This is a genomic window from Frigoribacterium sp. CFBP 13712 (assembly GCF_014842255.1).
Classification (GTDB): domain Bacteria; phylum Actinomycetota; class Actinomycetes; order Actinomycetales; family Microbacteriaceae; genus Frigoribacterium.
Genome location: NZ_JACYVH010000008.1, coordinates 35,285 through 55,900, shown reverse-complemented (window position 1 = coordinate 55,900; position 20,616 = coordinate 35,285). Strand labels below are relative to the sequence as shown.

The following is a 20,616-nucleotide window of genomic DNA, read 5'->3' as shown; positions in this document are numbered from 1 at the left end:
TCGAGTGGTCAGAAGATGTCGTTCGCCCTCGAACGAAGAGCGTCTTCTGACCACTCGGGGTTGTCGCCCGGGTCAGCTCCGACTGCTGAGGCGCTTCCAGACCGAGACGAGGTCGGGTCGGGCGCCCGGCGTCGCGCCGAGGCCGATCGACAGGTATCCGGTCCCGTCGGCGAGCACCACGATCGACTCGGCACCCCACTCCTCGAGCGACGATCCGACGACCGAATCGTCGGCGCTCGGAGACAGCGGCAGGTCGACGACCGCCTCGAGGGGCATCGAGCCGTCGGGCACCGAGACCACCGCCTGCAGGTAGTCGATCCCCTTGAACGAGCTCGGAACCGCACTCGACGACACGACCATCGAACCCGCCGGGAAGTCGACGCCGCTCGCGTCGGCGATGGTCTCGAGGGGCACGTCGTGGCACGTCGGGGCCAGGCCGTTGCAGATGCCGTATTCGCCGGGCTCGTCGATCTCCGCCTGCACGACCAAGATCGGGACGACGACGAACGCGGCGATGATCGAGGCGGAGACGAACACGAGCGCTCCGAACCGGAGGAGCTGACTGCGGAGGGTCGGATCGACGGTGCTCATCGATCAAGACTCGCTCCCGGCAGGCGGAGGCGGATCCCTCGCGAGTCGTCTCCGGCGCGACTGCAGAGTGACTCGGCAGCGGGGCTTGGCCGGGCCGGAGGCGCGAATCGCTTCGCGCGGACCGGCCCGGAGACCCCGCCGAACCCGAATCGACGTGGCGTGCCCGTTGCATTGCTTACCCGTCATGCATTCGCCACCGCCGGGGGTGCGGTTTGTGCCCACTTCGGGGCGGCCGCGCGCACCGCCCGCTCGACGCCAGGAGATGGACACGACGCCAGCCTTATACGTGGCGTCGTGTCGATCTCCTGGCGTCATGGCTCAGCGGCCGGCGATAGCATCGCCGGGGCCCCCGCGGGCTCGCCCCGCCCGCCCGCACAGCCCGCCCCGCCCAGCCCGCCCAGCCCGCCCCGCGACCAGGAGGAACCATGGCCCCGCACACCGTCCACGTCGTCGGCAGCATCAACGACGACCTGCGGCTCACCGTGGTCGAGCACGCCGCGCCGGGCCAGACCATCACCGCCACCGGCGCTCGCCGCGAGCCCGGCGGCAAGGGCGCCAATCAGGCCGTCGCCGCCCGCCGCGCCGGTGCCGCCGTGCGCTTCGTCGGAGCGGTCGGCACGGACCCCGCCGGCGACGAGCTCGTCGCCGCTCTGGAGGCCGAGGGCATCGACACCTCGGGTGTCGCCCGCATCGAGCACGAGCTGACCGGCCGGGCCATCGTCTCGGTCGACTCGTCGGGCGAGAACCTGATCACCGTCGTCCCCGGCGCGAACGGTGCGATCGACGCCGACGCCGTGCGCGCCTCCTTCGAGGAGGTGCGCGAGGGGGACATCGTCGTCCTGCAGCTCGAGGTGCCCTTCGAGATCACCGCGGCCGCCGCCCGTGCAGGTCAGGAACGCGGCGCTCTCGTGGTGCTCAACTCGGCGCCGTCCGACCCTCGCGTGCTGACGATCGTCGACGACCTCGACCTGCTCGTCGTCAACGGCAGCGAGCTCGCCGACCTCCTCGAGGCCGAGGCGCAGGGCGCCGCGGGGCACGACGCCGACCCGCAGGCCGACGCCGCCGCGCACGGCGCCGCCGCGCACGGCGCCGCCGCGCACGGCGCCGCCGAGCACGGCGCCGCCGCGCAGGCCGACACCGCCGTGCCCGACGACCCCCGCGCCGCCGCCGCCGACCTCGCCGACCGGCTCGGCGTCCGTCTGCTCTGCACGTTCGGCGGCGACGGGTCGATGCTCGTCGGCGAGGGGCACCCCGTCGAGCAGCCGGCCCACCGCGTCGAGGTCGTCGACACGACCGCGGCCGGCGACACGTTCATCGGCTACATCGTCGCGTCGCTCGCCGACGACGACCTCTGGAGCGACGCGCTCGAGACGGCGTCCCGGGCGGCGGCCGTCGCCGTCGGGCGCGAGGGGGCCGCACGCTCGGTGCCGACCCGGGCCGAGGTCGACGCGCTCGACTGACCGGGGCGACCCGCGCCTCCTCGGCTCCCCGCGCCTCCTCGGCCGAGCCGCCTGAGCACCAGGCCGGGCTGCGGCGGGTCCCTTTCATCCGTGGCGGGTCAGCGCTGACCCGCCGTCGAGGACACCGACCCGCCGCACTCGACCCCCTCCCGTACGCTCACTCGAACCCCGCACCACACGACCACCACCACCACCCACACGACCACCACACACCCCACCCCACCCAGGAGGCGCACCATGGCACGCACCGTCGATCTCGTCGTCGTCGGAGGAGGCGCGATGGGCCTCGCCACCGCCTGGCAGGCGGCCGTCCGCGGGCACGACGTCGTGCTGCTCGAGCGCTTCGAGCGCGGCCACCACCACGGCGCCTCGCACGGCACGACCCGCAACCTCAACATCGCCTACGACGACGGCGAGTACGTCGACCTCGTCGCCCGCGCCCGCACTCTGTGGGACGAGCTCGCGGTCGTCACCGACACCCCGCTGCTCGACCTCGTCGGCGTCGTCAACCACGGTCGCCCCGACATGCTGCGCCGCATGCGCGAGCTGCACGCCGAACGGGGCGTCGACAGCGAGTTCGTCGCGCCCGGCGACGCGGGTCGCCGCTGGACGGGCCTCCGCTTCGAGACCGACGTGCTCTGGGTGCCCGACAGCGGTCGTATCCGCGCCGCCGACGCGCTGGCCGCCTTCGAGCGCGTCGCGACCGAGCTGGGCGCCGAGGTCCGCTGGTCGACACCCGTCACCGGCATCGAGATCGAGGGCGACGACCGGGCCCGCGTCGTCACCGCCGACGAGGAGTACCTCGCGCCCCGGGTCGTCGTGACCGCCGGTGCGTGGACGGAGGGGCTCGTCGGCGGTCTCGCGCGCCTCCCTCGCCTCGTCGTGACGCAGGAGCAGCCGGCGCACTTCCGGGTCACCGACGACGACGCCGTCTGGCCCGGCTTCAACCACCGCCCCGACCCCGACGGCGGCGACGACGCGTGGTGGTACGGGCCGGTCTACGGCATGCTCACGCCGGGCGAGGGGGTCAAAGCCGGCTGGCACAGGACGGGCCCGGTGACCGACCCCGATGCGCGCAGCTACCGGCCCGAGCCCGTGCAATTCGAGGCGCTGCGGCGCTACGCCCGCGAGTGGCTGCCCGGGGTCGACGCCGAGACGGCCGACCCGATCAGCTGCACGTACACGTCGACCGACACCGAGGACTTCGTGCTCGACCGCGTCGGCCCGCTCGTGGTCGGGGCCGGGTTCTCGGGGCACGGCTTCAAGTTCACGCCGCTGGTCGGCGAGCTGTTGGTCGACCTGGTCGAGGACGGCGAGGTGCCCGCGCGATTCCGCCAGCTCGGATCGGCCTGAGCCGCAGAGCACGCAGCCGAGGAGGCACGGTGCCGGGAACGCTCGCAGCCTCCGCCGCGTTGACTGTCACCATGAGCCCCGCCACGCCCGAGTCGAAGACCTGCCGCTCGTGCGGCCGACGCATCGAGTGGCGTAAGAAGTGGGCGTCGAATTGGGACGACGTGGCCTACTGCAGCGACGCGTGCCGCAAGCACAAGGTGACCGCCCACGATCGCGAGCTCGAGCAGCGGATCCGCGACCTGCTGGCGCAGCGCGCCGCGACGTCGAGCATCTGCCCGTCGGACGTCGCGCGCTCGCTGCACCCCGATGACGAAGACGCCTGGCGCGGCCTCATGGAGCCGGTGCGCCGCGCCGCCCGGCGGCTCGTCGCGGCCGGCGAGGTCGACATCACGCAGGGCGGCTCGGTCGTCGACCCGTCGACCGCCAAGGGCCCGATCCGCATCCGCCGCCACCGCCCCTGAGCCGCGCAGCGCGCCGCGCCGCCGCGCCGCGCGCCGCGCCGCGCCGCCTGCGCCGTCGAGGTGACCCGAAACGCGCACTCCGAGCCGCCCAAGCCCCCGTTCGCGTCACTTCGATCAGGGCCGCCCGCGCCCCGCGCCCCGCGCCCCGCGCCCCGCGCCGCGCACCGCCCCCGCACCGTCGAGGTGACCCGAAACGCGCACTCCGAGCCACCCAAGCCACCGTTCGCGTCACTTCGATCAGGTCCGCCCGCGCCTCCGCCCGCACCGTCGAGGTGACCCGAAACGCGCAGTCCGAGCCACCCAAGCCCCCGGTCGCGTCACTTCGATCAGGTCCGCCCGCGCCCGCGCCGCGCCTGCGCCGTCGAGGTGACCCGAAACGCGCAGTCCGAGCCGCCCAAGCCCCCGTTCGCGTCACTTCGATGCGGTTCGCCCGAGCCACACCCCCGTTCGCGTCACCTCGATGCAGCCCCCGATCGGCGCACATCGTGCAGGTGGTGCACCGGGTCGTGCACGAAGTACCGGGCGAGCGTGTCGACGGTGAACGCCGAGCCGTCGCTGCGCAGACCCGTACGGTCGAGCTGGTCGTCGCGCACCCCGGCGAACGCGGCCGCGACGGTCTCGGCCGAGGCGACGAGCTCCGCCGCGACCTCGTCGGGCCGCTGCGCGGCGTAGTCGTCGTCGACGGCGGTCGCATCCTGGTCCCAGTTCGCGAACGCCGGAGCCTCCTCGGCGAGCATCAGCGCCAGGCGCTCCTCGAACACCCGGAACACGTCGCGCACATGCGCCCCGTACTCGAGGGTCGACCACGTCGTCGCATCGGGGCGATCGCGAGCGTCGGGGCGGGCCAGCTCGGCGGGCCAGGCGGCGGCGTTGTCGCGAACGAGCCCGGGAACATCGCGGAAATCGATCCGTCGCGAGTCGTAGCCGCACTCGTCGCAAGGGCGTTCGAGCACCCAGGTCCAGTTCTTCGTGTCGGGTGAGATGGCCATGGCTCGACATTAGGCGAGGCCGTCGCCCCGCCACCATCGCCATCCAGCCGTCGTCGCGCCAATCGCCGTCATCGAAGTGACCCGAAAGGAGTCGTAAGACGCGCGCGGGGCACCGTTCGCGTCACCTCGATGCGGCACGCGGGGAGTCGACGTCGTGACCGCTCCAGAGGTCGCGGCAGTCCACCTCGAGAGCGCCGTGCTCGCGCAGGTACGCGCCGGCCCCCCGATCGCCCGAGATCGACCGGGCGAGGTCCGACCAGTGGGCCCGCCCGACGACCACCGGATGCCCCGGCCGTCCGCCGAACACGGCACGCCTGAGAGTGCTCGCCCCGAGCGGCGACCCGGCCCCGAGCGGCACCCCGGCGGCCGCCGGCGACCCGGCACCGGCGGGCGTCCCGGTGACAGACAGGAGGCGCGCCACGGCGGACGCGGGCAGCCCCGGGTAGTCGACCAGCGTGATGAGGGCGACCCGCGCCTCCTGCAGGTCCGGGTCGGCGCCGAGCGCACGGAGCCCCGCCCGCAGCGACGCCGCGAGCCCGTCGGCCCAGTCGTCGGCGACGACGGTCGAGACCGGCGAGCCGAGGAGGCGCGGGTCGCCCGCCAGAAGATCCTCCGCCTCGGTCGCGCCCGCGCCGAGTACGACGACGACGCGGTCGCACCCGCCGGCGAGCAGGGTCGCCACGCCCCGAGTCAGCCAGGGTCCGCGTGCGTCGGCGACGAGCGCCTTCGGGCCACCCATGCGGGACCCCGCGCCCGCCGCGAGCAGGAGCCCCACGATCGGGCCGGGTCGTGCGCGAGCCATGTCCACAGGCTAGCCGCCGGGTGTCGCGCGGGGGCTGCCGGCCGCTCTACGATTGACGCCACCCGGGCGGGCGCTGCCCCCACCACGCTCACCCCGCACCCCGCACCGCACCCGCCCCACCCCGAGGAGCCCCGTGTTCGAGATAGCCGACCGCCTGCTGGCCCGGCTCGACGCGGGCGAACGGCTCGCGGTCGCGACGGCCGTCTCGATCGACGGCAGCGCGCCGCGCACCGTCGGCACGTCGATGGCCGTGACGGACGACGGCACCGTCATCGGCAGCATCTCGGGCGGCTGCGTCGAGGGAGCCGTCTACGAGAGCTGCCGGCAGGTGCTCGACGACGGGGCCGCGCAGCTCGACACCTTCGGCTTCAGCGACGAGACCGCGTTCGAGGTCGGGCTGAGCTGCGGTGGGCGCATCGAGGTGCTCGCCCGACTCGTCACCGCCGACGACGTCGTGACGGTCGCCGCCCTGCGCGAGGCGGCGGCGGGCCGCGAGGCCGTGGCGCACGTCGTGGTCGGACCGGTGCGGACCGGCGACGTCGTGGCGAGCCCCGACGACTGCGAGGGTCTGCGGGTGTTCAGCGAGCGGTCCGTCCCACCGCCGCGCCTCCTCGTCTTCGGGGCCGTCGAGTTCGCCGTCGCCCTCTGCAACGCGGGGGCCGTGCTGGGTTACCGCGTGACGGTGTGCGACCCGCGGCCGGTGTTCCTGACCCGCGAGCGGTTCCCGGCGGCCGAGCAGGTCGTCGTCGAGTGGCCGCCGAACTACCTCGCCCGCACCGAGATCGACGAGCGGACCGTCGTCGCGGTGCTCTCGCACGACGAGCGGTTCGACGCCGATCTCGTCGCCGCGGCGCTGGCGTCGCCGGCCGTCTACGTCGGCGCGATGGGTTCGCGGACGACGCATGACCGGCGGGTCGCGTCGTTGCGCGAGCGGGGCGTGGACGAGGAGGCGCTGGCCCGGTTGCATTCGCCGATCGGACTCGATCTCGGGGCCAGCACTCCGGAGGAGACCGCGGTGTCGATCCTGGCCGAGGTGCTGGCGGTGCGGTCGGGGGCGTCGCGCTCGCCGCTGCGGGAGCGCTCGGGCAGCATCCACGCGCCGATGCGGTAGCCGCCGCGGAGCCCGCCCCGCCCCGCGCTGCTCGTGCTCTACGCATCGATGCGGCGGGTTCCCGTCCTCGGCGGCGGGTCAGCGCTGACCCGCCGCGAGTGACACGAACCCGCCCGAACCCCCGCCCCCGCGCGTCACGAACCGGTCACGAGTGCACCGCGGCTCTTGCCGTCGGCATCGAGCGCTTGGTTCCCTGAGCGGAGAGGGGGAGTCATGCCAGTCGAACCAGCCCGCAGATCCGCCACGCGGCTCGTCGCGCTCGGGATCGCACTCGCGCTCCTCACCGCGGGCTGCGCCTCGAGCGTCGGTCCGATGCCTCCGCCCGACGACCCGATCACCGCCGCGCGGCAGCTCCCGAACGCCGGGGGCATGGTGAAGTCCGGCGATGCGACGCCGACCTGCGGCGAGTTCGCCCTCCCGCAGGGCGTCCAGCTCGATCCGGAGGCGCTCGACTGCCTCGCCGACGCGTCCGTCGCCGGGGCGTCGGCCGAGCTCGCCTGGTCGACCCCGACGACGGAGGGTGACCCGATCGTGTCGTTCGCCTTCGTCGGGCCGGGAATCGACGGGGTCGAGACGTACACGACCACCGCGTTCGACTCGTACGGCGGGGGAGTCGACGGCTCGTGGTCGGGAACCCTCTGCCCCGACCCGCGCGACGTCCGCGGCGAGGGCGACTGCCGCCTCCTGCTCGAGGGCTGAGCGCGGGACGGGCTGCGGGTGCGGCGGGTTCCCGTCCTCGGCGGCGGGTCAGCGCTGACCCGCCACGAGTGACACGAACCCGCCGAACCCCAGAGCGAGCACCGAGGAGGCGCGGCTCACGATCCCGAGGAGGCGCGCTGACCCTCGAGGGCTGAGCGCGGCCCGTGCTGCGGGTGCGGCGGGTGCGGCGGGTTCCCGTCATCGGCGGCGGGTCAGCGCTGACCCGCCACGAGTGACACGGACCCGCCGAACCCCGGAGCGACCACCGAGCAGGCCCGCCTCACCCCGCCGAAGACCCCCCGCGCGCCGTGCTCTCGCGCACCACGAGCTCCGGTTCGAACACGATCTGGCGGGGCGCCCGCGCGGGGTCGTCGGCCTCGTCGCGGAGGATCTCGACGGCCGTCTGCCCGATCAGCGCGCTCGGCTGCCGCACCGAGCTGAGCGGCACGACGGCGGCGCGGGCGAAGTCGATGTCGTCGTAGCCGATCAGGGCGACGTCGTCGGGTACGCGCAGGTCGCCCTGCATGACGAGGGCCTGCAGCACGCCCATGGCGGCGAGGTCGTTGGCGGCGAAGATCGCGTCGGGGCGGTCGGCGGCGGGGCGTCGCACGATGGCTGCGGCGGCCTCGCGTCCGTTCTGCACGGTCAGCGCGGGGATGTCGACGACCTCGAGCGTGGCGCCGGGGGCGTCGGCGACCGCGGCCCGGGCGCCGGCCAGGCGGTCGGCCACCTGCTGCAGGTCGGCCGGTCCGCCGACGAACGCGATGCGTCGACGCCCGAGACCGAGGAGGTGCTCCGTCGCCAGGTACCCGCCCCGCACGTCGTCGACGGAGACCGACGAGAACTCGGTCAGGTCGGCTCGCCGGTCGACGAGCACCGCGGGCATGCCGCGCAGGCGCAGTCGGCGGAGCCGGTCGGAGACGTCTCCGACGGGCGAGATCAGGATGCCCATCACGCGCCGCTCGTCGAAGAGGTCGAGGTAGTGCGCCTCGCGTTCGACCAGCTGGTCGCTGTTGCCGAGCAGGATGACGCGGCCCGACTCCTCGGCGGCGGCCTCGGCACCGCGGGCGACGTCGGTGAAGAACGGGTTGCCCCCGTCGAGGATGATCAGGCCGATCACCCGGCTGTCGCCGCCGCGCAGCTGCCGGGCGGCGTCGTTGCGGACGAAGCCGAGGCTCGCGATGGCGTCGCTGACCCGGGCGATGGTCGACTCGCTGACCTTGGCGGGGTTGTTGAGCACGTTCGAGACGGTGCCGACCGAGACGCCGGCGGTCTCGGCGACGTCGCGGATGCTCGCCTGCCTCATCGCGCCTCCTGGTCCGTCCCGTGGTCTCCGACGAGTGTGCCACGCCCGTGATCGAGCTGTGATCCACAGCCGCGGGGCGCCCCTTGACGTCGAACCGAGTCTGCCCCTACAGTCGGCACGAACAGAAGTTGAAACGATTCACTTCTCTCGACGACGAGAGCGATTAGGAGAACGATCGATGACGATCGACCCCACATCCGACGGGCCGTCTCCGACGGCGACCGTGCTCGAGCTGCGCGGCGCACGCAAGACCTTCGGCGCCGTCGTGGCCCTCTCGAGCGGCAGCGTGCGGCTGCGTGCCGGCGAGATCAACGCGCTCGTGGGCGAGAACGGCGCCGGCAAGTCGACCATGGTGAAGATCCTCGCGGGGGTGCACCAGCCCGACAGCGGCGACTTCCTGTTCGACGGCCACCCGATCGTGTTCCGCAGCCCGGCCGAGAGCAAGGCGGCGGGTGTCAGCGTCATCTATCAAGAGCCGACTCTCTTCCCCGATCTGACCGTCGCCGAGAACATCTTCGTCGGGCGTCAGCCCACCACCCGTCTCGGGTTCATCGACCGGGCCGCGATGCGCGCCGACGCCCGGGCGCTCTTCGACCGGCTCGGTGTGCCGATCGACCCCGACCGCGTCGCCGAGGGCCTGTCGATCGCCGATCAGCAGATCATCGAGATCGCCAAGGCCATCTCGCTCGACGCCAAGGTGCTCATCATGGACGAGCCGACGGCGGCTTTGAGCGGCGTCGAGGTCGAGCGCCTCTTCGGGGTCGCCCGGGCGCTGCGCGACCGCGGCAGCGCGATCATGTTCATCTCGCACCGGTTCGACGAGGTCTTCGGGCTCAGCGACCGCATCACCGTCATGCGCGACGGCGCCTTCATCTCCGAGCACACGACCAGCGAGGTCAGCACGCCCGAGATCGTGCGGGCGATGGTCGGTCGCGACGTCGACCAGCTGTTCCCCAAGCAGGAGGCGCGGGTCGGCGACACCGTCGTCCGCGTCGACGGGCTGACCCGGGCGGGCGTCTTCCACGACGTGTCGTTCGAGGTGAGCGCCGGCGAGATCGTCGGGCTCGCCGGTCTCGTCGGGGCGGGTCGCACCGAGGTGGCGCGGGCGCTGTTCGGCATCGACCGCTACGACGCCGGCTCCGTGACGATCGGCGGCCGCAGGCTCGCGCCGCGCGATCCGATGGCGTCGATCAGGGCGGGCATCGGCTTCGTCCCCGAAGACCGCCGCAAGCAGGGTCTCGTGATGGACATGTCGGTCAGCCGCAACACGACGCTCACCCTCCGGACGACGCTCAGTCGTCTCGGGCTGGTCAGCGCGCGGCGCGAGCGCGAGGCGGCGGCCGACTGGTCGCGGCGACTGCAGGTCAAGACCGGCAGCCAGGAGCTCCCCGTGTCGACCCTCTCGGGCGGCAACCAGCAGAAGGTGGTGCTGGCCAAGTGGCTGGCGACCGACCCGACGTTCCTCATCGTCGACGAGCCGACGCGCGGCATCGACGTCGGCACGAAGAGCGAGGTGCACCGGCTGATCAGCGATCTCGCCGGTCGCGGCATCGCGGTGCTGATGATCTCGTCCGAGCTGCCGGAGGTGCTGGGCATGGCCGACCGCGTGCTCGTCATGCGCGAGGGGCGGCTCACGGCCACCTTCGACCGCGACGACGCCACTCCCGAGACGGTCATCAACGCCGCCACCGGCGCCGAGCCCGCGCACACCACCACGACGACGGAGACCCGCCGATGACGACCTCGCACGCCCTCGCCCCCGCGCTCGGCACCGGGCGCAGCCCCTTCGCCTCGCTCGTCCGTCAACGCGAGGTGCCGGTCGCCTCGGCGCTCGTGGTGCTCGTGATCGTGACGACGATCGCCAATCCGCTCTTCGTCTCGGCGCAGGGTGTCAAAGACCTGATGCTGAACGCCACGATCACGGTGATCATGGCCGTCGGGCTCGGTGCCGTCATCATCACGAACAACATCGACCTCTCGGTGGGGTCGATCCTCGGGCTCGTCGCGTTCGGCACGGGCTCGGTGTTCGCCGCAGCGCCCGACATCCCCATCGTCTTCGTCTTCGCGATCGGTCTGGCGCTGGGCGCCCTCCTCGGTGCGATCAACGGGTTCCTGGTGACGGTCGCGCGGGTGCCGTCGCTCGTGATCACCCTCGGCATGCTCTACATCTACCGGGGCGTGAACAACGCCTGGGCCGGCGGTCAGCAGTACTTCGCCGGCGACCGCCCGGCCGCCTTCGGCCGGCTGTCGGTCGACACGGTGCTGGGGGTCCCGATCATCACGGTGATCGCGATCGTCGTCGTGGTGCTCGTCGCGGTGTTCCTGGCCCGCACCCGGCCCGGTCGCGATCTGTACGCCATCGGCTCCGACGACGAGGCGGCCCGCCTGTTCGGCATCCCGGTCAGCAAGCGCGTGCTCACGGCGTTCGTGCTGAACGGCACGCTCACCGGTCTCGCCGGCGTCCTCTACGCGTCGCGCTTCAACTCGGTCGGCGCGACGACGGGCACCGGTCTCGAGCTCGACATCGTGGCCGCTGCCGTCGTCGGCGGCATCGCGATCTTCGGCGGCTCGGGCAGCGTCGTCGGCGCCGCGATCGGCGCAGTGCTGCTGACCACCATCACGAGCAGCCTCACGGCGCTCAACGTCGACAAGTTCTGGCAGCAGGCCATCGTCGGCGTCCTCATCCTGACCGCCATCCTCGTCGAACGGATCGCCTCGATCCGCAAGGCGCGGAGACTCCGCACGAGCGAGGCCACCAATGCCTGAGCAGACGACCACCCCCTCGGCCGCGGGCTCCGCGATCGACCCGCGCCGCGCCTCCTCGGCGTCCCGCGACACCGCCGGCGCCTCCGGCGACCGCGACGCTCGCGACGCCGCCCGCCGCGACCCCGAGTCCGCCGCCGAGAGGACGCTGCGCCGCCGTCGCCTCCTGACCGGCCGCGGCGCGATCATGATCTACGCGCTGCTCGGCACGCTGCTCGTCTGCGCGCTGACCGTGCCGCGGTTCGCGAGCGTGCAGACGACCGGGTTCCTGCTGCTCGACGCGATCCCGATCCTGATGATCGCGATGCCGATGGCCCTCGTGATCATCACCGGCGAGATCGACCTCTCGGTCGCCAGCACGGCGGGTCTCACCAGCGCCGCGATGGGCGTGCTGTGGGCGGCGGGCTGGGGCATCCCCGAGATCTTCGTGGTCTGCGTGCTGATCGGCATCGGCTGCGGGGCGCTGAACGGGCTGCTGGTCACCGCGATCGGACTCCCGTCGTTGGCCGTGACGATCGGCACGCTCGCCCTGTACCGCGGGCTCGCCCTCGTGGTGATCGGCGACAACGCCGTCGCCGACTTCCCGCCCGCGCTGACCTCGTTCTTCACGTCGAAGATCGGGGCGACCGGCATCCCCACCGCGATGATCGGCGTCGCCGTCATCATCGCCTTCTTCGGGGTGCTGCTGCACTTCAGCTCGTTCGGCCGCACGCTGCCGGCCATCGGCTTCAGCAAGGAGGCCGCGAGCTTCGTCGGCGTGCACGTCGGCCGCGCCAAGTTCTGGATGTTCGTCGCCACCGGCGTCGTCTCGGCCCTGGTCGGCATCTACTGGACGCTCCGCTACTCGAGCGCTCGCAGCGACAACGCGACCGGCATCGAGCTCGCGGTCATCGCGGCCGTCCTGCTCGGCGGCGTCTCGATCTTCGGTGGCCGCGGCAGCATCCCCGGTGTCGTGGCCGGCGTGCTGATCATCTCGAGCGTCAGCTACGCCCTGCGCCTCGGCGGCATCAGCGACGTCGTCCTCAACGTCGTCACCGGCCTGCTGCTCGTCGGCAGCGTCGTCACGCCGAGTCTGATCGCGGTCGTCCGCGAGAAGCGCCGAACGAGGCGGGCCGCGCGCGACGTGCTCGCCGCCTCTGCGGCCGACGCGGCCTGACCACCCCGACGCGGCCTCACCACCCCGACGCGGCCTGACCACCCCGACCACCCCGACCACCCAGACCACCCCGACCACCCCACGCACCATCCCCCACAGCAAAGGACGGAACGATGATGTTCACCACCTCCACCAGGCGCAGCGTGCGCCGGGCCGTGTCGACCGCGGCGGCCCTCGCCGGCGTCGCGCTCGTCGCCTCCGGCTGCGCCCTCACGGCCGGGTCGAGCGACGGCGACGCGACCACGGGCTCCGGCTCCGACGGCGAGCAGTCGATCGCGTTCGTGCCGAAGCAGCTCAACAACCCGTACACCGACGTCGTGCTCGGCGGCGGCGAAGAGGCGTCGAAGTCGATCGGCTACGACTACAGCGTCGTCGGTCCGCTCGAGGCGAGCGCCTCGTCGCAGGTCACCTTCATCAACACGCTCACGCAGCAGGGCGCGAACGTCATCGTCATCGCGGCGAACGACCCCGACGCGGTCGGGCCGGCCCTGCAGGAGGCGCGCGACGGCGGCGCGAAGATCGTCGCGTTCGACTCCGACACGAACCCCGACTACCGCGACGTGTTCATCAGCCAGGTCGAGGCGAAGGACGTCGCGCTGATCCAGATCCGCCAGATGAGCGAGCAGATCGGCGGCGAGGGCGACATCGCGATCCTCTCGGCCACCGCGAACGCCACGAACCAGAACGAGTGGATCCAGTACATCGAAGAGGAGGTCGACACGAACCCCGACTACGCGGGGATCAACATCGTCTCGAAGGTCTACGGCGATGACGACGACGCGAAGTCGTTCCAGGAGGCCCAGGGCCTGCTGCAGGCGAACCCCGACCTGAAGGGCATCATCTCGCCCACCACGGTCGGCATCGCCGCGACGGCCCGCTACCTCTCGACCTCCGAGTACAAGGGCGAGGTCGCGCTGACCGGGCTCGGTCTGCCGAACGAGATGCGCGAGTTCGTGAAAGACGGAACCGTCACCGCGTTCGCCCTCTGGGATCCTGCGCAGCTCGGCTACGTCGCGGCCTACGCCGGTCAGGCGCTCGTCGACGGCACCATCACGGGCGCCGAGGGCGACACCTTCGAGGCCGGCGACCTCGGTGAGCGCACCGTCGGCGCCGACGGCATCGTGATCGTCGGCCCGCCGACCGAGTTCGACGCCGACAACATCGACGACTACGACTTCTAGTCGTCGCCGCGGGGCCGTCGAGGTGACCACCTCGGCGGTCCCGCGCACCCCGAGACCCTCTTGTCCGCGCCATCGGCGCTTGCTACGCTCGTGCTGTTGAAACGATTCAATGACGAACCGGAGAACATCCTGATGACCGCCGACGAGCACGAGCGCTACGCGTTCCGCCTCCAGGTAGCCCCCGAGCGGCTGGCCGACTACACCCGGCGCCACGCCGAGGTCTGGCCCGAGATGCTGCAGGCCCTCCACGACAGCGGCTGGCACGGCTACTCGCTCTTCGCCGCACCCGACGGGCTGCTGATCGGCTACGTCGAGGCCGCGTCGCTCGAGGCCGCGCAGGCCGCGATGGCGCGCACCGACGTCAACACCCGCTGGCAGGCCTCGATGGCCGAGTTCTTCACCTCGCTCGACGGCACCCCGCCCGACGAGGGCTTCGAGCTGCTCACCCAGGTCTTCAACCTCGAGGCGCAGCTCGGCCTGCCGGGCGCCGGCCGCCGCACCACCACCGACACGATCACGGAAGAAGCATCATGACCACCTTCGAGTCCATCGCCCCCACGCTCGAGCGTCAGGCGATCGAGCTGCCCAGCTGGGCCTTCGGCAACTCGGGCACCCGGTTCAAGGTGTTCGGCACCCCGGGCACCCCGCGAAGCGCCGAGGAGAAGATCGCCGACGCGGCGACCGTGCACGAGTACACCGGGCTCGCCCCGAGCGTCGCCCTGCACATCCCCTGGGACGAGGTGAGCGACTTCACCGCCCTGCGGTCGTTCGCCGCCGACCACGGCGTCGCGCTCGGCACGGTCAACTCGAACACCTTCCAAGACGAGGCGTACAAGTTCGGCAGCCTGGCGCACAGCGACGCCGCCGTGCGACGCAAGGCGATCGACCACCACCTGCGCTGCCTCGAGATCATGCGCGAGACCGGCTCGCGCGACCTCAAGATCTGGCTCGCCGACGGCACCAACTACCCCGGTCAAGACAGTCTGCGTCAGCGTCAGGACCACCTCGCCGAGTCGCTGGCCGAGATCTACGCCGGGCTCGACCCCGAGCAGCGGCTCGTGCTCGAGTACAAGTTCTTCGAGCCGGCTTTCTATCACACCGACGTGCCCGACTGGGGCACCAGCTACGCCCAGGTGAGCGCCCTCGGCGACCAGGCTCTGACCTGCCTCGACACCGGGCACCACGCCCCGGGCACCAACATCGAGTTCATCGTCATGCAGCTGCTGCGCCTCGGCAAGCTCGGCTCGTTCGACTTCAACTCGCGCTTCTACGCCGACGACGACCTGATCGTCGGCGCGGCCGATCCGTTCCAGCTGTTCCGCATCCTGTTCGAGGTCGTCGACGGCGGCGGGCTCGAGGTCGGCTCGCCGGTGCAGTTCATGCTCGACCAGTGCCACAACGTCGAGGACAAGATCCCCGGCCAGATCCGCAGCGTGCTCAACGTGCAAGAGATGACGGCGCGGGCGCTGCTCGTCGACCGGCCCGCGCTCGACTCCGCCCGCGCCGCCCACGACGTGCTCGGCGCCAACGCCGTGCTGATGGACGCCTTCTACACCGACGTCCGCCCCGCCCTCGCCGACTGGCGCGAGGGCCGGGGTCTGCCCCGCGACCCGATGGCGGCGTACCTGGCGAGCGGCACTCAAGAGCGCCTCGCCGACGAGCGCGCCGGCGGCACCCAGCTCAGCTGGACCTGAGCCGCGATCGTCCCCGCCCCTCCTCTGCGAACCGAGAACGGACCCATGAACCAGACCCGCACCTCCTCGTCCACCAGCACGACCCCCGCCGCCGCGGCCGACCTGATCGCGCGCAGCAACCGGCTCGGCGCCGACCCGCGCGTGACGAACTACGCCGGCGGCAACACCTCGGCCAAGGGCACCGCGACCGACCCGGCCACGGGCGAGCCCGTCGAGCTCCTCTGGGTGAAGGGCAGCGGCGGCGACCTGGGCACGCTCACCGAGCAGGGCCTCGCGGTGCTGCGGCTCGACCGGCTGCGCGGTCTCGCGAACGTCTACCGGGGCCCCGAGCACGAAGACGAGATGGTCGCCGCGTTCGACTACGCCTTGCACGGCAAAGGGGGAGCGGCACCCTCGATCGACACGGCCATGCACGGTCTCGTCGACGCCGCGCACGTCGATCACCTGCATCCTGACAGCGGCATCGCCATCGCGACCGCCGCCGACGGCGAGCGCCTCACCGCCGAGATCTTCGGCGGGCGCGTCGTCTGGGTGCCGTGGCGCCGACCGGGCTGGCAGCTCGGGCTCGACATCGCCGCGATCAAGGCCGACAACCCCGACGCGATCGGCACGATCCTCGGCGGTCACGGCATCACCGCCTGGGGCGACACGAGCGACGAGGCCGAGGCCAACTCGCGCTGGATCATCGAGACGGCCGAGGCGCACATCGCCGAGCACTCGCGGGCCGACCCGTTCGGCCCCGCTCTCGACGGCTACGCGGCCCTGCCCGAGGCCGAACGTCGCGCCCGTGCTGCCGCGCTCGCCCCGACGATCCGCGGGCTGGCCTCGCACGACGCCCCGCAGGTCGGGCACTTCAGCGACGACCCCGCCGTGCTCGAGTTCCTGTCGAGCGCCGAGCATCCGCGGCTGGCCGCCCTCGGCACCAGCTGCCCCGACCACTTCCTCCGCACGAAGGTCACGCCGCTGCTGCTCGACCTGCCCGCCACCGCCTCCGTCGAGCAGTCCATCGCGCGCCTCCGCGAGCTGCACGAGCAGTACCGCCTCGACTACCAGGCCTACTACGACCGGCACGCGACCCCCGACAGCCCGGCGATCCGCGGGGCCGACCCGCTCATCGTGCTCGTGCCCGGCGTCGGCATGCTCTCGTTCGGCAAAGACGCGCAGACCGCCCGGGTCGCCGGCGAGTTCTACATCAACGCGATCAACGTCATGCGCGGCGCCGAGGGGCTCTCGACCTACGCTCCGATCGACGAGGCCGAGAAGTTCCGCATCGAGTACTGGGCGCTCGAAGAGGCCAAGCTGCGTCGCCTCCCGGCCCCGAAGCGCCTCGCGACCCGCATCGCGCTCGTCACCGGCGCCGCCTCGGGCATCGGCAAGGCCATCGCCACGCGCCTCGCCGCCGAGGGGGCCTGCGTCGTCATCGCCGACCTCGATCTCGAGAAGGCGCAGGCCGCGGCGGCCGAGATCGGCGGGCCCGACGTGGCACGTGGCGTCGCGGCCGACGTGAGCGACGAGGCGGCCGTCAAGGCCTCGATCGACGAGGTGCTGCTGGCCTTCGGCGGTCTCGACCTCGTCGTCAACAACGCCGGGCTCAGCCTGTCGAAGTCGCTCTTCGACACGACCGAGGCCGACTGGGATCTCCAGCACGACGTCATGGCCAAGGGGTCGTTCCTCGTGGCGAAGAACGCCGCGCGCGTGCTCGTCGACCAGGGGCTCGGCGGCGACATCGTCTACATCTCGTCGAAGAACTCCGTCTTCGCCGGCCCGAACAACATCGCCTACAGCGCCACGAAAGCCGACCAGGCCCACCAGGTGCGGCTGCTCGCGGCCGAGCTGGGCGAGCACGGCATCCGGGTCAACGGCATCAACCCCGACGGCGTCGTTCGCGGGTCGGGCATCTTCGCCAGCGGCTGGGGCGCCAACCGGGCCGCGACCTACGGCATCGACGAGCAGGATCTCGGGGCCTTCTACGCCCAGCGCACGATCCTCAAGCGCGAGGTCGTGCCCGAGAACGTCGCCGCCGCCGTCTTCGCCATCTGCACGAGCGACTTCTCGCACACGACCGGGCTGCACGTGCCGGTCGACGCGGGCGTCGCCGCGGCCTTCCTCCGCTGAGCCGACGATGACGACCAGATCCCCGATGGGCGGCGGCACGGTCGCCGCGGTCGACCTCGGCGCCACGAGCGGTCGGGTCATGCTCGGCCGGGTCGACCGCGACGGGGTCCGGCTGCGTCCGGTGGCCCGATTCGCGAACGACCCCGTGACCGTCCCCGAAGGAGGCGCGGGTCGTCTCGGTCTGCACGGTGTCGGTCTGCACTGGGACGTCCTCGGGCTCTGGCGGTCCGTCACCGCGGGGCTGGCCGCCGCCGTGCGCGACGAGCCGGGGCTGCGGTCGATCGGGGTCGACTCGTGGGCGGTCGACTACGCGCTGCTCCGCGACGGCCGGCTGCTCGGTGCGCCGTACCACTACCGCGACGGGCGCACCGCGGCGGGGGTCGAGGCGGTGCACGCCGCGGTGTCGCCCCGTGAGCTGTTCACGCGGGCGGGGCTGCAGCATCTGCCGTTCAACACGGTGTTCCAGCTGGCGGCCGATCGCGCCTCCGGAACCCTGGCCCTCGCCGACCGCGCCCTGCTCGTGCCCGACCTCTTCTCGTGGTGGCTGACCGGGGTGGCGGCGACCGAGTCGACCAACGCGTCGACCACCGGGCTGCTGTCGCCCGTCGAGCGGGCCTTCGACGTCGATCTGATGAACCGCGTCGGCGTCCCCCTCGATCTCTTCGCCCCGCTCGTCGAACCCGGTGCCGCCCTCGGCCCGCTGCTGCCGTCGGTCGCCTCGGCGATCGGGGCGCCGACGTCGCTCGGGGTCACGGCCGTCGGGTCGCACGACACCGCCTCGGCCGTGGTCGGCGTGCCGCTCGCCGGCGACGACGCGGCCTACGTCTCGAGCGGCACCTGGTCGCTCGTCGGGCTCGAGCTCCCCGCACCCCTCGTCACCGACGAGGCGCGCCTCGCGGGGTTCACCAACGAGGGCGGGGTCGACGGCCGCACCCGGTTCCTGAAGAACGTGTCGGGGCTGTGGCTGCTGAGCGAGTCGATGCGCACCTGGGACGGCGCGGGGGCCACGGCCGCCGAGCGCAGCAGCGACCTCGCCGCCCTGCTCGCCGAGGCGGCCGACGTCACCCGCGCGGTCCCGGTCTTCGACGCCACCGACCAGCGCTTCGCGCCGCCCGGCGACATGCCCGCGCGCATCGGGGCCTGGTGCGTCGAGCACGACGTCGAGCCGCCGCGGGGGAGGGCCGAGGTGGTGCGCAGCATCCTCGAGTCGCTGGCCGCCGCCTACGCCGAGACCCTGCGCGACGCCGAACGCCTCTCGGGCCGCCGCATCCGGACCGTGCACGTCGTCGGCGGCGGGTCGCAGAACGCGCTGCTCTGCCAGCTCACGGCCGACCGGACGGGCTGCACCGTGCTCGCCGGGCCGGTCGAGGCCACCGCGCTCGGGAACATCCTCGTGCAGGCCCGCGCGGTCGGCATCGTCGACCCGTCGTCGTCGCTCGAGGCGCTGCGGGCCCTGGTCTCGGCGTCGTCCGCTCCCGTCAGATACCTGCCCCGGGTGCCGTCGCGCGCCTCCTGAACTCCCTCACGCTCCTCTCGAAAGGACCACCATGGTCGACCGCAGAATCCCGAACCTCCACGACCTCGCGCCGCTGATGCAGTTCAAGAGGCCGACGTTCGACCTCAAGGCCAAGCGGCTGCGCGAGGCGCTCACGATCGAAGATCTGCGGCGGATCGCGAAGCGCCGCACGCCGACGGCCGCGTTCGACTACACCGACGGCTCCGCCGAGGCCGAGATCTCGCTGCGGCGGGCGAGGCAGGCGTTCCGCGACGTGCAGTTCAACCCGGCGATCCTGCACGACGTCGCCACGGTCGACACCGGCTGGGACGTGCTGGGTAAACGGGTCGAGCAGCCGTTCGGCATCGCGCCGACAGGGTTCACCCGCATGATGCAGACCGAGGGCGAGAAGGCCGGGGCGGCGGCGGCCGCGGCGGCCGGCATCCCGTTCAGCCTCTCGACGATGGGCACCGCGTCGGTGGAGGACGTCGCCGAGGCGGCCCCGGACGGCCGCAACTGGTTCCAGCTCTACATGTGGAAGGACCGCGACCGCTCGATGGCCCTCGTCGACCGGGCCGCCGCGGCCGGGTTCGACACTCTGCTGGTGACCGTCGACGTGCCGGTGGCGGGTGCGCGGCTCCGCGACTCGCGCAACGGCATGACGATCCCGCCGTCGCTGACGCCCAAGACGATCATCGACGCGCTGCCGCGCCCGTGGTGGTGGGTCGACTTCCTCACCACCGAGCCGCTCGCGTTCGCCTCGCTCGACCGCTGGTCGGGCACCGTCGCCGAGCTGCTCAACACGATGTTCGACCCGACCGTGACCTACGACGACCTCGCGTGGATCAAGTCGCAGTGGCCCGGCAAGCTCGTCGTCAAGGGCGTGCAGACCGTCGACGACGCCCGGCGGGTGACCGACCTCGGGGTGGACGCGCTCATCCTGTCGAACCACGGCGGGCGTCAGCTCGACCGGGCGCCGATCCCGTTCCACCTGCTGCCCGACGTCGTCCGCGAGGTCGGCGGCGACACCGAGGTGCACCTCGACACGGGCATCATGTCGGGCGCCGACATCGTGGCCGCGGTCGCCCTCGGCGCGCGCTTCACGCTGATCGGGCGGGCGTACCTGTACGGGCTCATGGCCGGCGGACGCGAGGGGGTGGACCGGGCCATCGAGATCCTGTCGGTCGAGATCGCCCGCACGATGCGCCTCCTCGGGGTGAACTCGCTCGACGAGCTCGAGCCGAAGCACGTCACGCAGCTCGAGCGGCTCGTGCCCCGCGTCCGCGGCTGAGCGTGAGCGTGAGCGTGCCCGTGCCCGTGCCCGTGCCCGCGCCCGTGCTCGTGCCCGTGCCCGTGCTCGTGCCTGCGCTCGTGCCCGTGCCTCGGCCTTCGGCGGGTTCCCGTCATCCGCGGCGGGTCAGCGCTGACCCGCCACGGATG

18 protein-coding genes are annotated in these 20,616 nt (G+C 72.6%); 14 read left to right on the top strand and 4 right to left on the bottom strand.

The window, feature by feature from the left end:
* Window positions 1–72: 72 nt before the first annotated feature.
* A complete protein-coding gene (locus IFT51_RS12860; protein WP_192061482.1) occupies window positions 73–591 on the bottom strand; it encodes a hypothetical protein in 519 nt (172 codons plus the stop codon).
* A gap of 425 nt (window positions 592–1,016) precedes the next feature.
* Here IFT51_RS12860 and IFT51_RS12855 point away from each other — a divergent pair, with 425 nt between their 5' ends.
* From IFT51_RS12855 to IFT51_RS12845, 3 genes are all read left to right on the top strand, one after another.
* Entirely contained in the window at window positions 1,017–2,051 is a 1,035-nt protein-coding gene (locus tag IFT51_RS12855; RefSeq protein WP_192061481.1) for a ribokinase, read from the top strand.
* A 237-nt stretch (window positions 2,052–2,288) separates the two neighbouring features.
* Window positions 2,289–3,404 carry an FAD-dependent oxidoreductase gene (locus tag IFT51_RS12850; RefSeq protein WP_192061480.1) on the top strand — a complete coding sequence of 372 codons (1,116 nt, stop codon included), beginning with the start codon at window positions 2,289–2,291 and terminating at the stop codon, window positions 3,402–3,404.
* The gene (locus tag IFT51_RS12845; RefSeq protein ID WP_371740804.1) at window positions 3,401–3,865 is read left to right on the top strand and encodes a DUF3253 domain-containing protein; all 465 of its coding nucleotides are present in this window, start codon (window positions 3,401–3,403) and stop codon (window positions 3,863–3,865) included. Before IFT51_RS12850 ends, IFT51_RS12845 begins: the two co-directional genes overlap by 4 nt.
* Window positions 3,866–4,317: 452 nt before the next feature.
* Here IFT51_RS12845 and IFT51_RS12840 read toward each other — a convergent pair whose 3' ends face one another.
* Window positions 4,318–4,854, bottom strand: a complete 537-nt coding sequence (locus IFT51_RS12840; protein WP_192061478.1) for a DinB family protein — start codon at window positions 4,852–4,854, stop codon at window positions 4,318–4,320.
* A gap of 121 nt (window positions 4,855–4,975) precedes the next feature.
* A complete protein-coding gene (locus tag IFT51_RS12835) occupies window positions 4,976–5,656 on the bottom strand; it encodes an NTP transferase domain-containing protein (protein ID WP_192061477.1) in 681 nt (226 codons plus the stop codon).
* 133 nt (window positions 5,657–5,789) lie between these two features.
* Between IFT51_RS12835 and IFT51_RS12830 the strand changes: the two genes are divergently transcribed.
* Complete coding sequence (locus tag IFT51_RS12830) at window positions 5,790–6,767, top strand: XdhC family protein (protein WP_192061476.1); 978 nt, start codon at window positions 5,790–5,792, stop codon at window positions 6,765–6,767.
* A gap of 213 nt (window positions 6,768–6,980) precedes the next feature.
* Entirely contained in the window at window positions 6,981–7,466 is a 486-nt protein-coding gene (locus IFT51_RS12825) for a hypothetical protein (RefSeq protein WP_192061475.1), read from the top strand.
* A gap of 280 nt (window positions 7,467–7,746) precedes the next feature.
* Here IFT51_RS12825 and IFT51_RS12820 read toward each other — a convergent pair whose 3' ends face one another.
* Window positions 7,747–8,772, bottom strand: coding sequence for a LacI family DNA-binding transcriptional regulator (locus IFT51_RS12820; RefSeq protein WP_192061474.1), 1,026 nt, complete (start codon window positions 8,770–8,772; stop codon window positions 7,747–7,749).
* Between the two features lie 178 nt (window positions 8,773–8,950).
* On the opposite strand from IFT51_RS12820, the gene IFT51_RS12815 reads away from it, so the two are divergent.
* The 9 genes from IFT51_RS12815 to IFT51_RS12775 all read left to right on the top strand — a co-directional run bounded on the left by IFT51_RS12815 (window position 8,951) and on the right by IFT51_RS12775 (window position 20,467).
* Window positions 8,951–10,510 carry a sugar ABC transporter ATP-binding protein gene (locus IFT51_RS12815; RefSeq protein WP_192061473.1) on the top strand — a complete coding sequence of 520 codons (1,560 nt, stop codon included), beginning with the start codon at window positions 8,951–8,953 and terminating at the stop codon, window positions 10,508–10,510.
* Window positions 10,507–11,538: an ABC transporter permease gene (locus IFT51_RS12810; RefSeq protein WP_192061472.1), complete on the top strand. Its 1,032-nt coding sequence runs from the start codon at window positions 10,507–10,509 to the stop codon at window positions 11,536–11,538. The genes IFT51_RS12815 and IFT51_RS12810 overlap by 4 nt, the downstream gene beginning before the upstream one ends.
* Window positions 11,531–12,691, top strand: a complete 1,161-nt coding sequence (locus tag IFT51_RS12805; protein ID WP_197982044.1) for an ABC transporter permease — start codon at window positions 11,531–11,533, stop codon at window positions 12,689–12,691. Before IFT51_RS12810 ends, IFT51_RS12805 begins: the two co-directional genes overlap by 8 nt.
* Before the next feature lie 113 nt (window positions 12,692–12,804).
* Window positions 12,805–13,872: a rhamnose ABC transporter substrate-binding protein gene (gene rhaS / locus IFT51_RS12800; RefSeq protein ID WP_192061471.1), complete on the top strand. Its 1,068-nt coding sequence runs from the start codon at window positions 12,805–12,807 to the stop codon at window positions 13,870–13,872.
* Between the two features lie 96 nt (window positions 13,873–13,968).
* A complete protein-coding gene (locus IFT51_RS12795) occupies window positions 13,969–14,406 on the top strand; it encodes an L-rhamnose mutarotase (RefSeq protein ID WP_371740798.1) in 438 nt (145 codons plus the stop codon).
* Entirely contained in the window at window positions 14,403–15,566 is a 1,164-nt protein-coding gene (rhaI, locus tag IFT51_RS12790) for an L-rhamnose isomerase (RefSeq protein ID WP_192061470.1), read from the top strand. The genes IFT51_RS12795 and rhaI overlap by 4 nt, the downstream gene beginning before the upstream one ends.
* Window positions 15,567–15,611: 45 nt before the next feature.
* Window positions 15,612–17,681, top strand: coding sequence for a bifunctional aldolase/short-chain dehydrogenase (locus tag IFT51_RS12785; RefSeq protein ID WP_192061469.1), 2,070 nt, complete (start codon window positions 15,612–15,614; stop codon window positions 17,679–17,681).
* Window positions 17,682–17,688: 7 nt separating this feature from the next.
* A complete protein-coding gene (locus tag IFT51_RS12780; RefSeq protein ID WP_244637284.1) occupies window positions 17,689–19,197 on the top strand; it encodes a rhamnulokinase family protein in 1,509 nt (502 codons plus the stop codon).
* A gap of 31 nt (window positions 19,198–19,228) precedes the next feature.
* On the top strand, window positions 19,229–20,467 hold the full coding sequence (locus tag IFT51_RS12775; protein WP_192061468.1) for an alpha-hydroxy acid oxidase: 1,239 nt from the start codon (window positions 19,229–19,231) through the stop codon (window positions 20,465–20,467).
* The last annotated feature ends 149 nt before the right edge of the window (window positions 20,468–20,616 follow it).

Coding starts and splice junctions, on each gene's coding strand:
- IFT51_RS12860 (WP_192061482.1), bottom strand. CDS start 591: ATGAGCACCGTCGATCCGACCCTCCGCAGTCAGCTCCTCCGGTTCGGA.
- IFT51_RS12855 (WP_192061481.1), top strand. CDS start 1,017: ATGGCCCCGCACACCGTCCACGTCGTCGGCAGCATCAACGACGACCTG.
- IFT51_RS12850 (WP_192061480.1), top strand. CDS start 2,289: ATGGCACGCACCGTCGATCTCGTCGTCGTCGGAGGAGGCGCGATGGGC.
- IFT51_RS12840 (WP_192061478.1), bottom strand. CDS start 4,854: ATGGCCATCTCACCCGACACGAAGAACTGGACCTGGGTGCTCGAACGC.
- IFT51_RS12835 (WP_192061477.1), bottom strand. CDS start 5,656: ATGGCTCGCGCACGACCCGGCCCGATCGTGGGGCTCCTGCTCGCGGCG.
- IFT51_RS12825 (WP_192061475.1), top strand. CDS start 6,981: ATGCCAGTCGAACCAGCCCGCAGATCCGCCACGCGGCTCGTCGCGCTC.
- IFT51_RS12820 (WP_192061474.1), bottom strand. CDS start 8,772: ATGAGGCAGGCGAGCATCCGCGACGTCGCCGAGACCGCCGGCGTCTCG.
- IFT51_RS12815 (WP_192061473.1), top strand. CDS start 8,951: ATGACGATCGACCCCACATCCGACGGGCCGTCTCCGACGGCGACCGTG.
- IFT51_RS12810 (WP_192061472.1), top strand. CDS start 10,507: ATGACGACCTCGCACGCCCTCGCCCCCGCGCTCGGCACCGGGCGCAGC.
- IFT51_RS12805 (WP_197982044.1), top strand. CDS start 11,531: ATGCCTGAGCAGACGACCACCCCCTCGGCCGCGGGCTCCGCGATCGAC.
- rhaS (WP_192061471.1), top strand. CDS start 12,805: ATGATGTTCACCACCTCCACCAGGCGCAGCGTGCGCCGGGCCGTGTCG.
- rhaI (WP_192061470.1), top strand. CDS start 14,403: ATGACCACCTTCGAGTCCATCGCCCCCACGCTCGAGCGTCAGGCGATC.
- IFT51_RS12785 (WP_192061469.1), top strand. CDS start 15,612: ATGAACCAGACCCGCACCTCCTCGTCCACCAGCACGACCCCCGCCGCC.
- IFT51_RS12780 (WP_244637284.1), top strand. CDS start 17,689: ATGACGACCAGATCCCCGATGGGCGGCGGCACGGTCGCCGCGGTCGAC.
- IFT51_RS12775 (WP_192061468.1), top strand. CDS start 19,229: ATGGTCGACCGCAGAATCCCGAACCTCCACGACCTCGCGCCGCTGATG.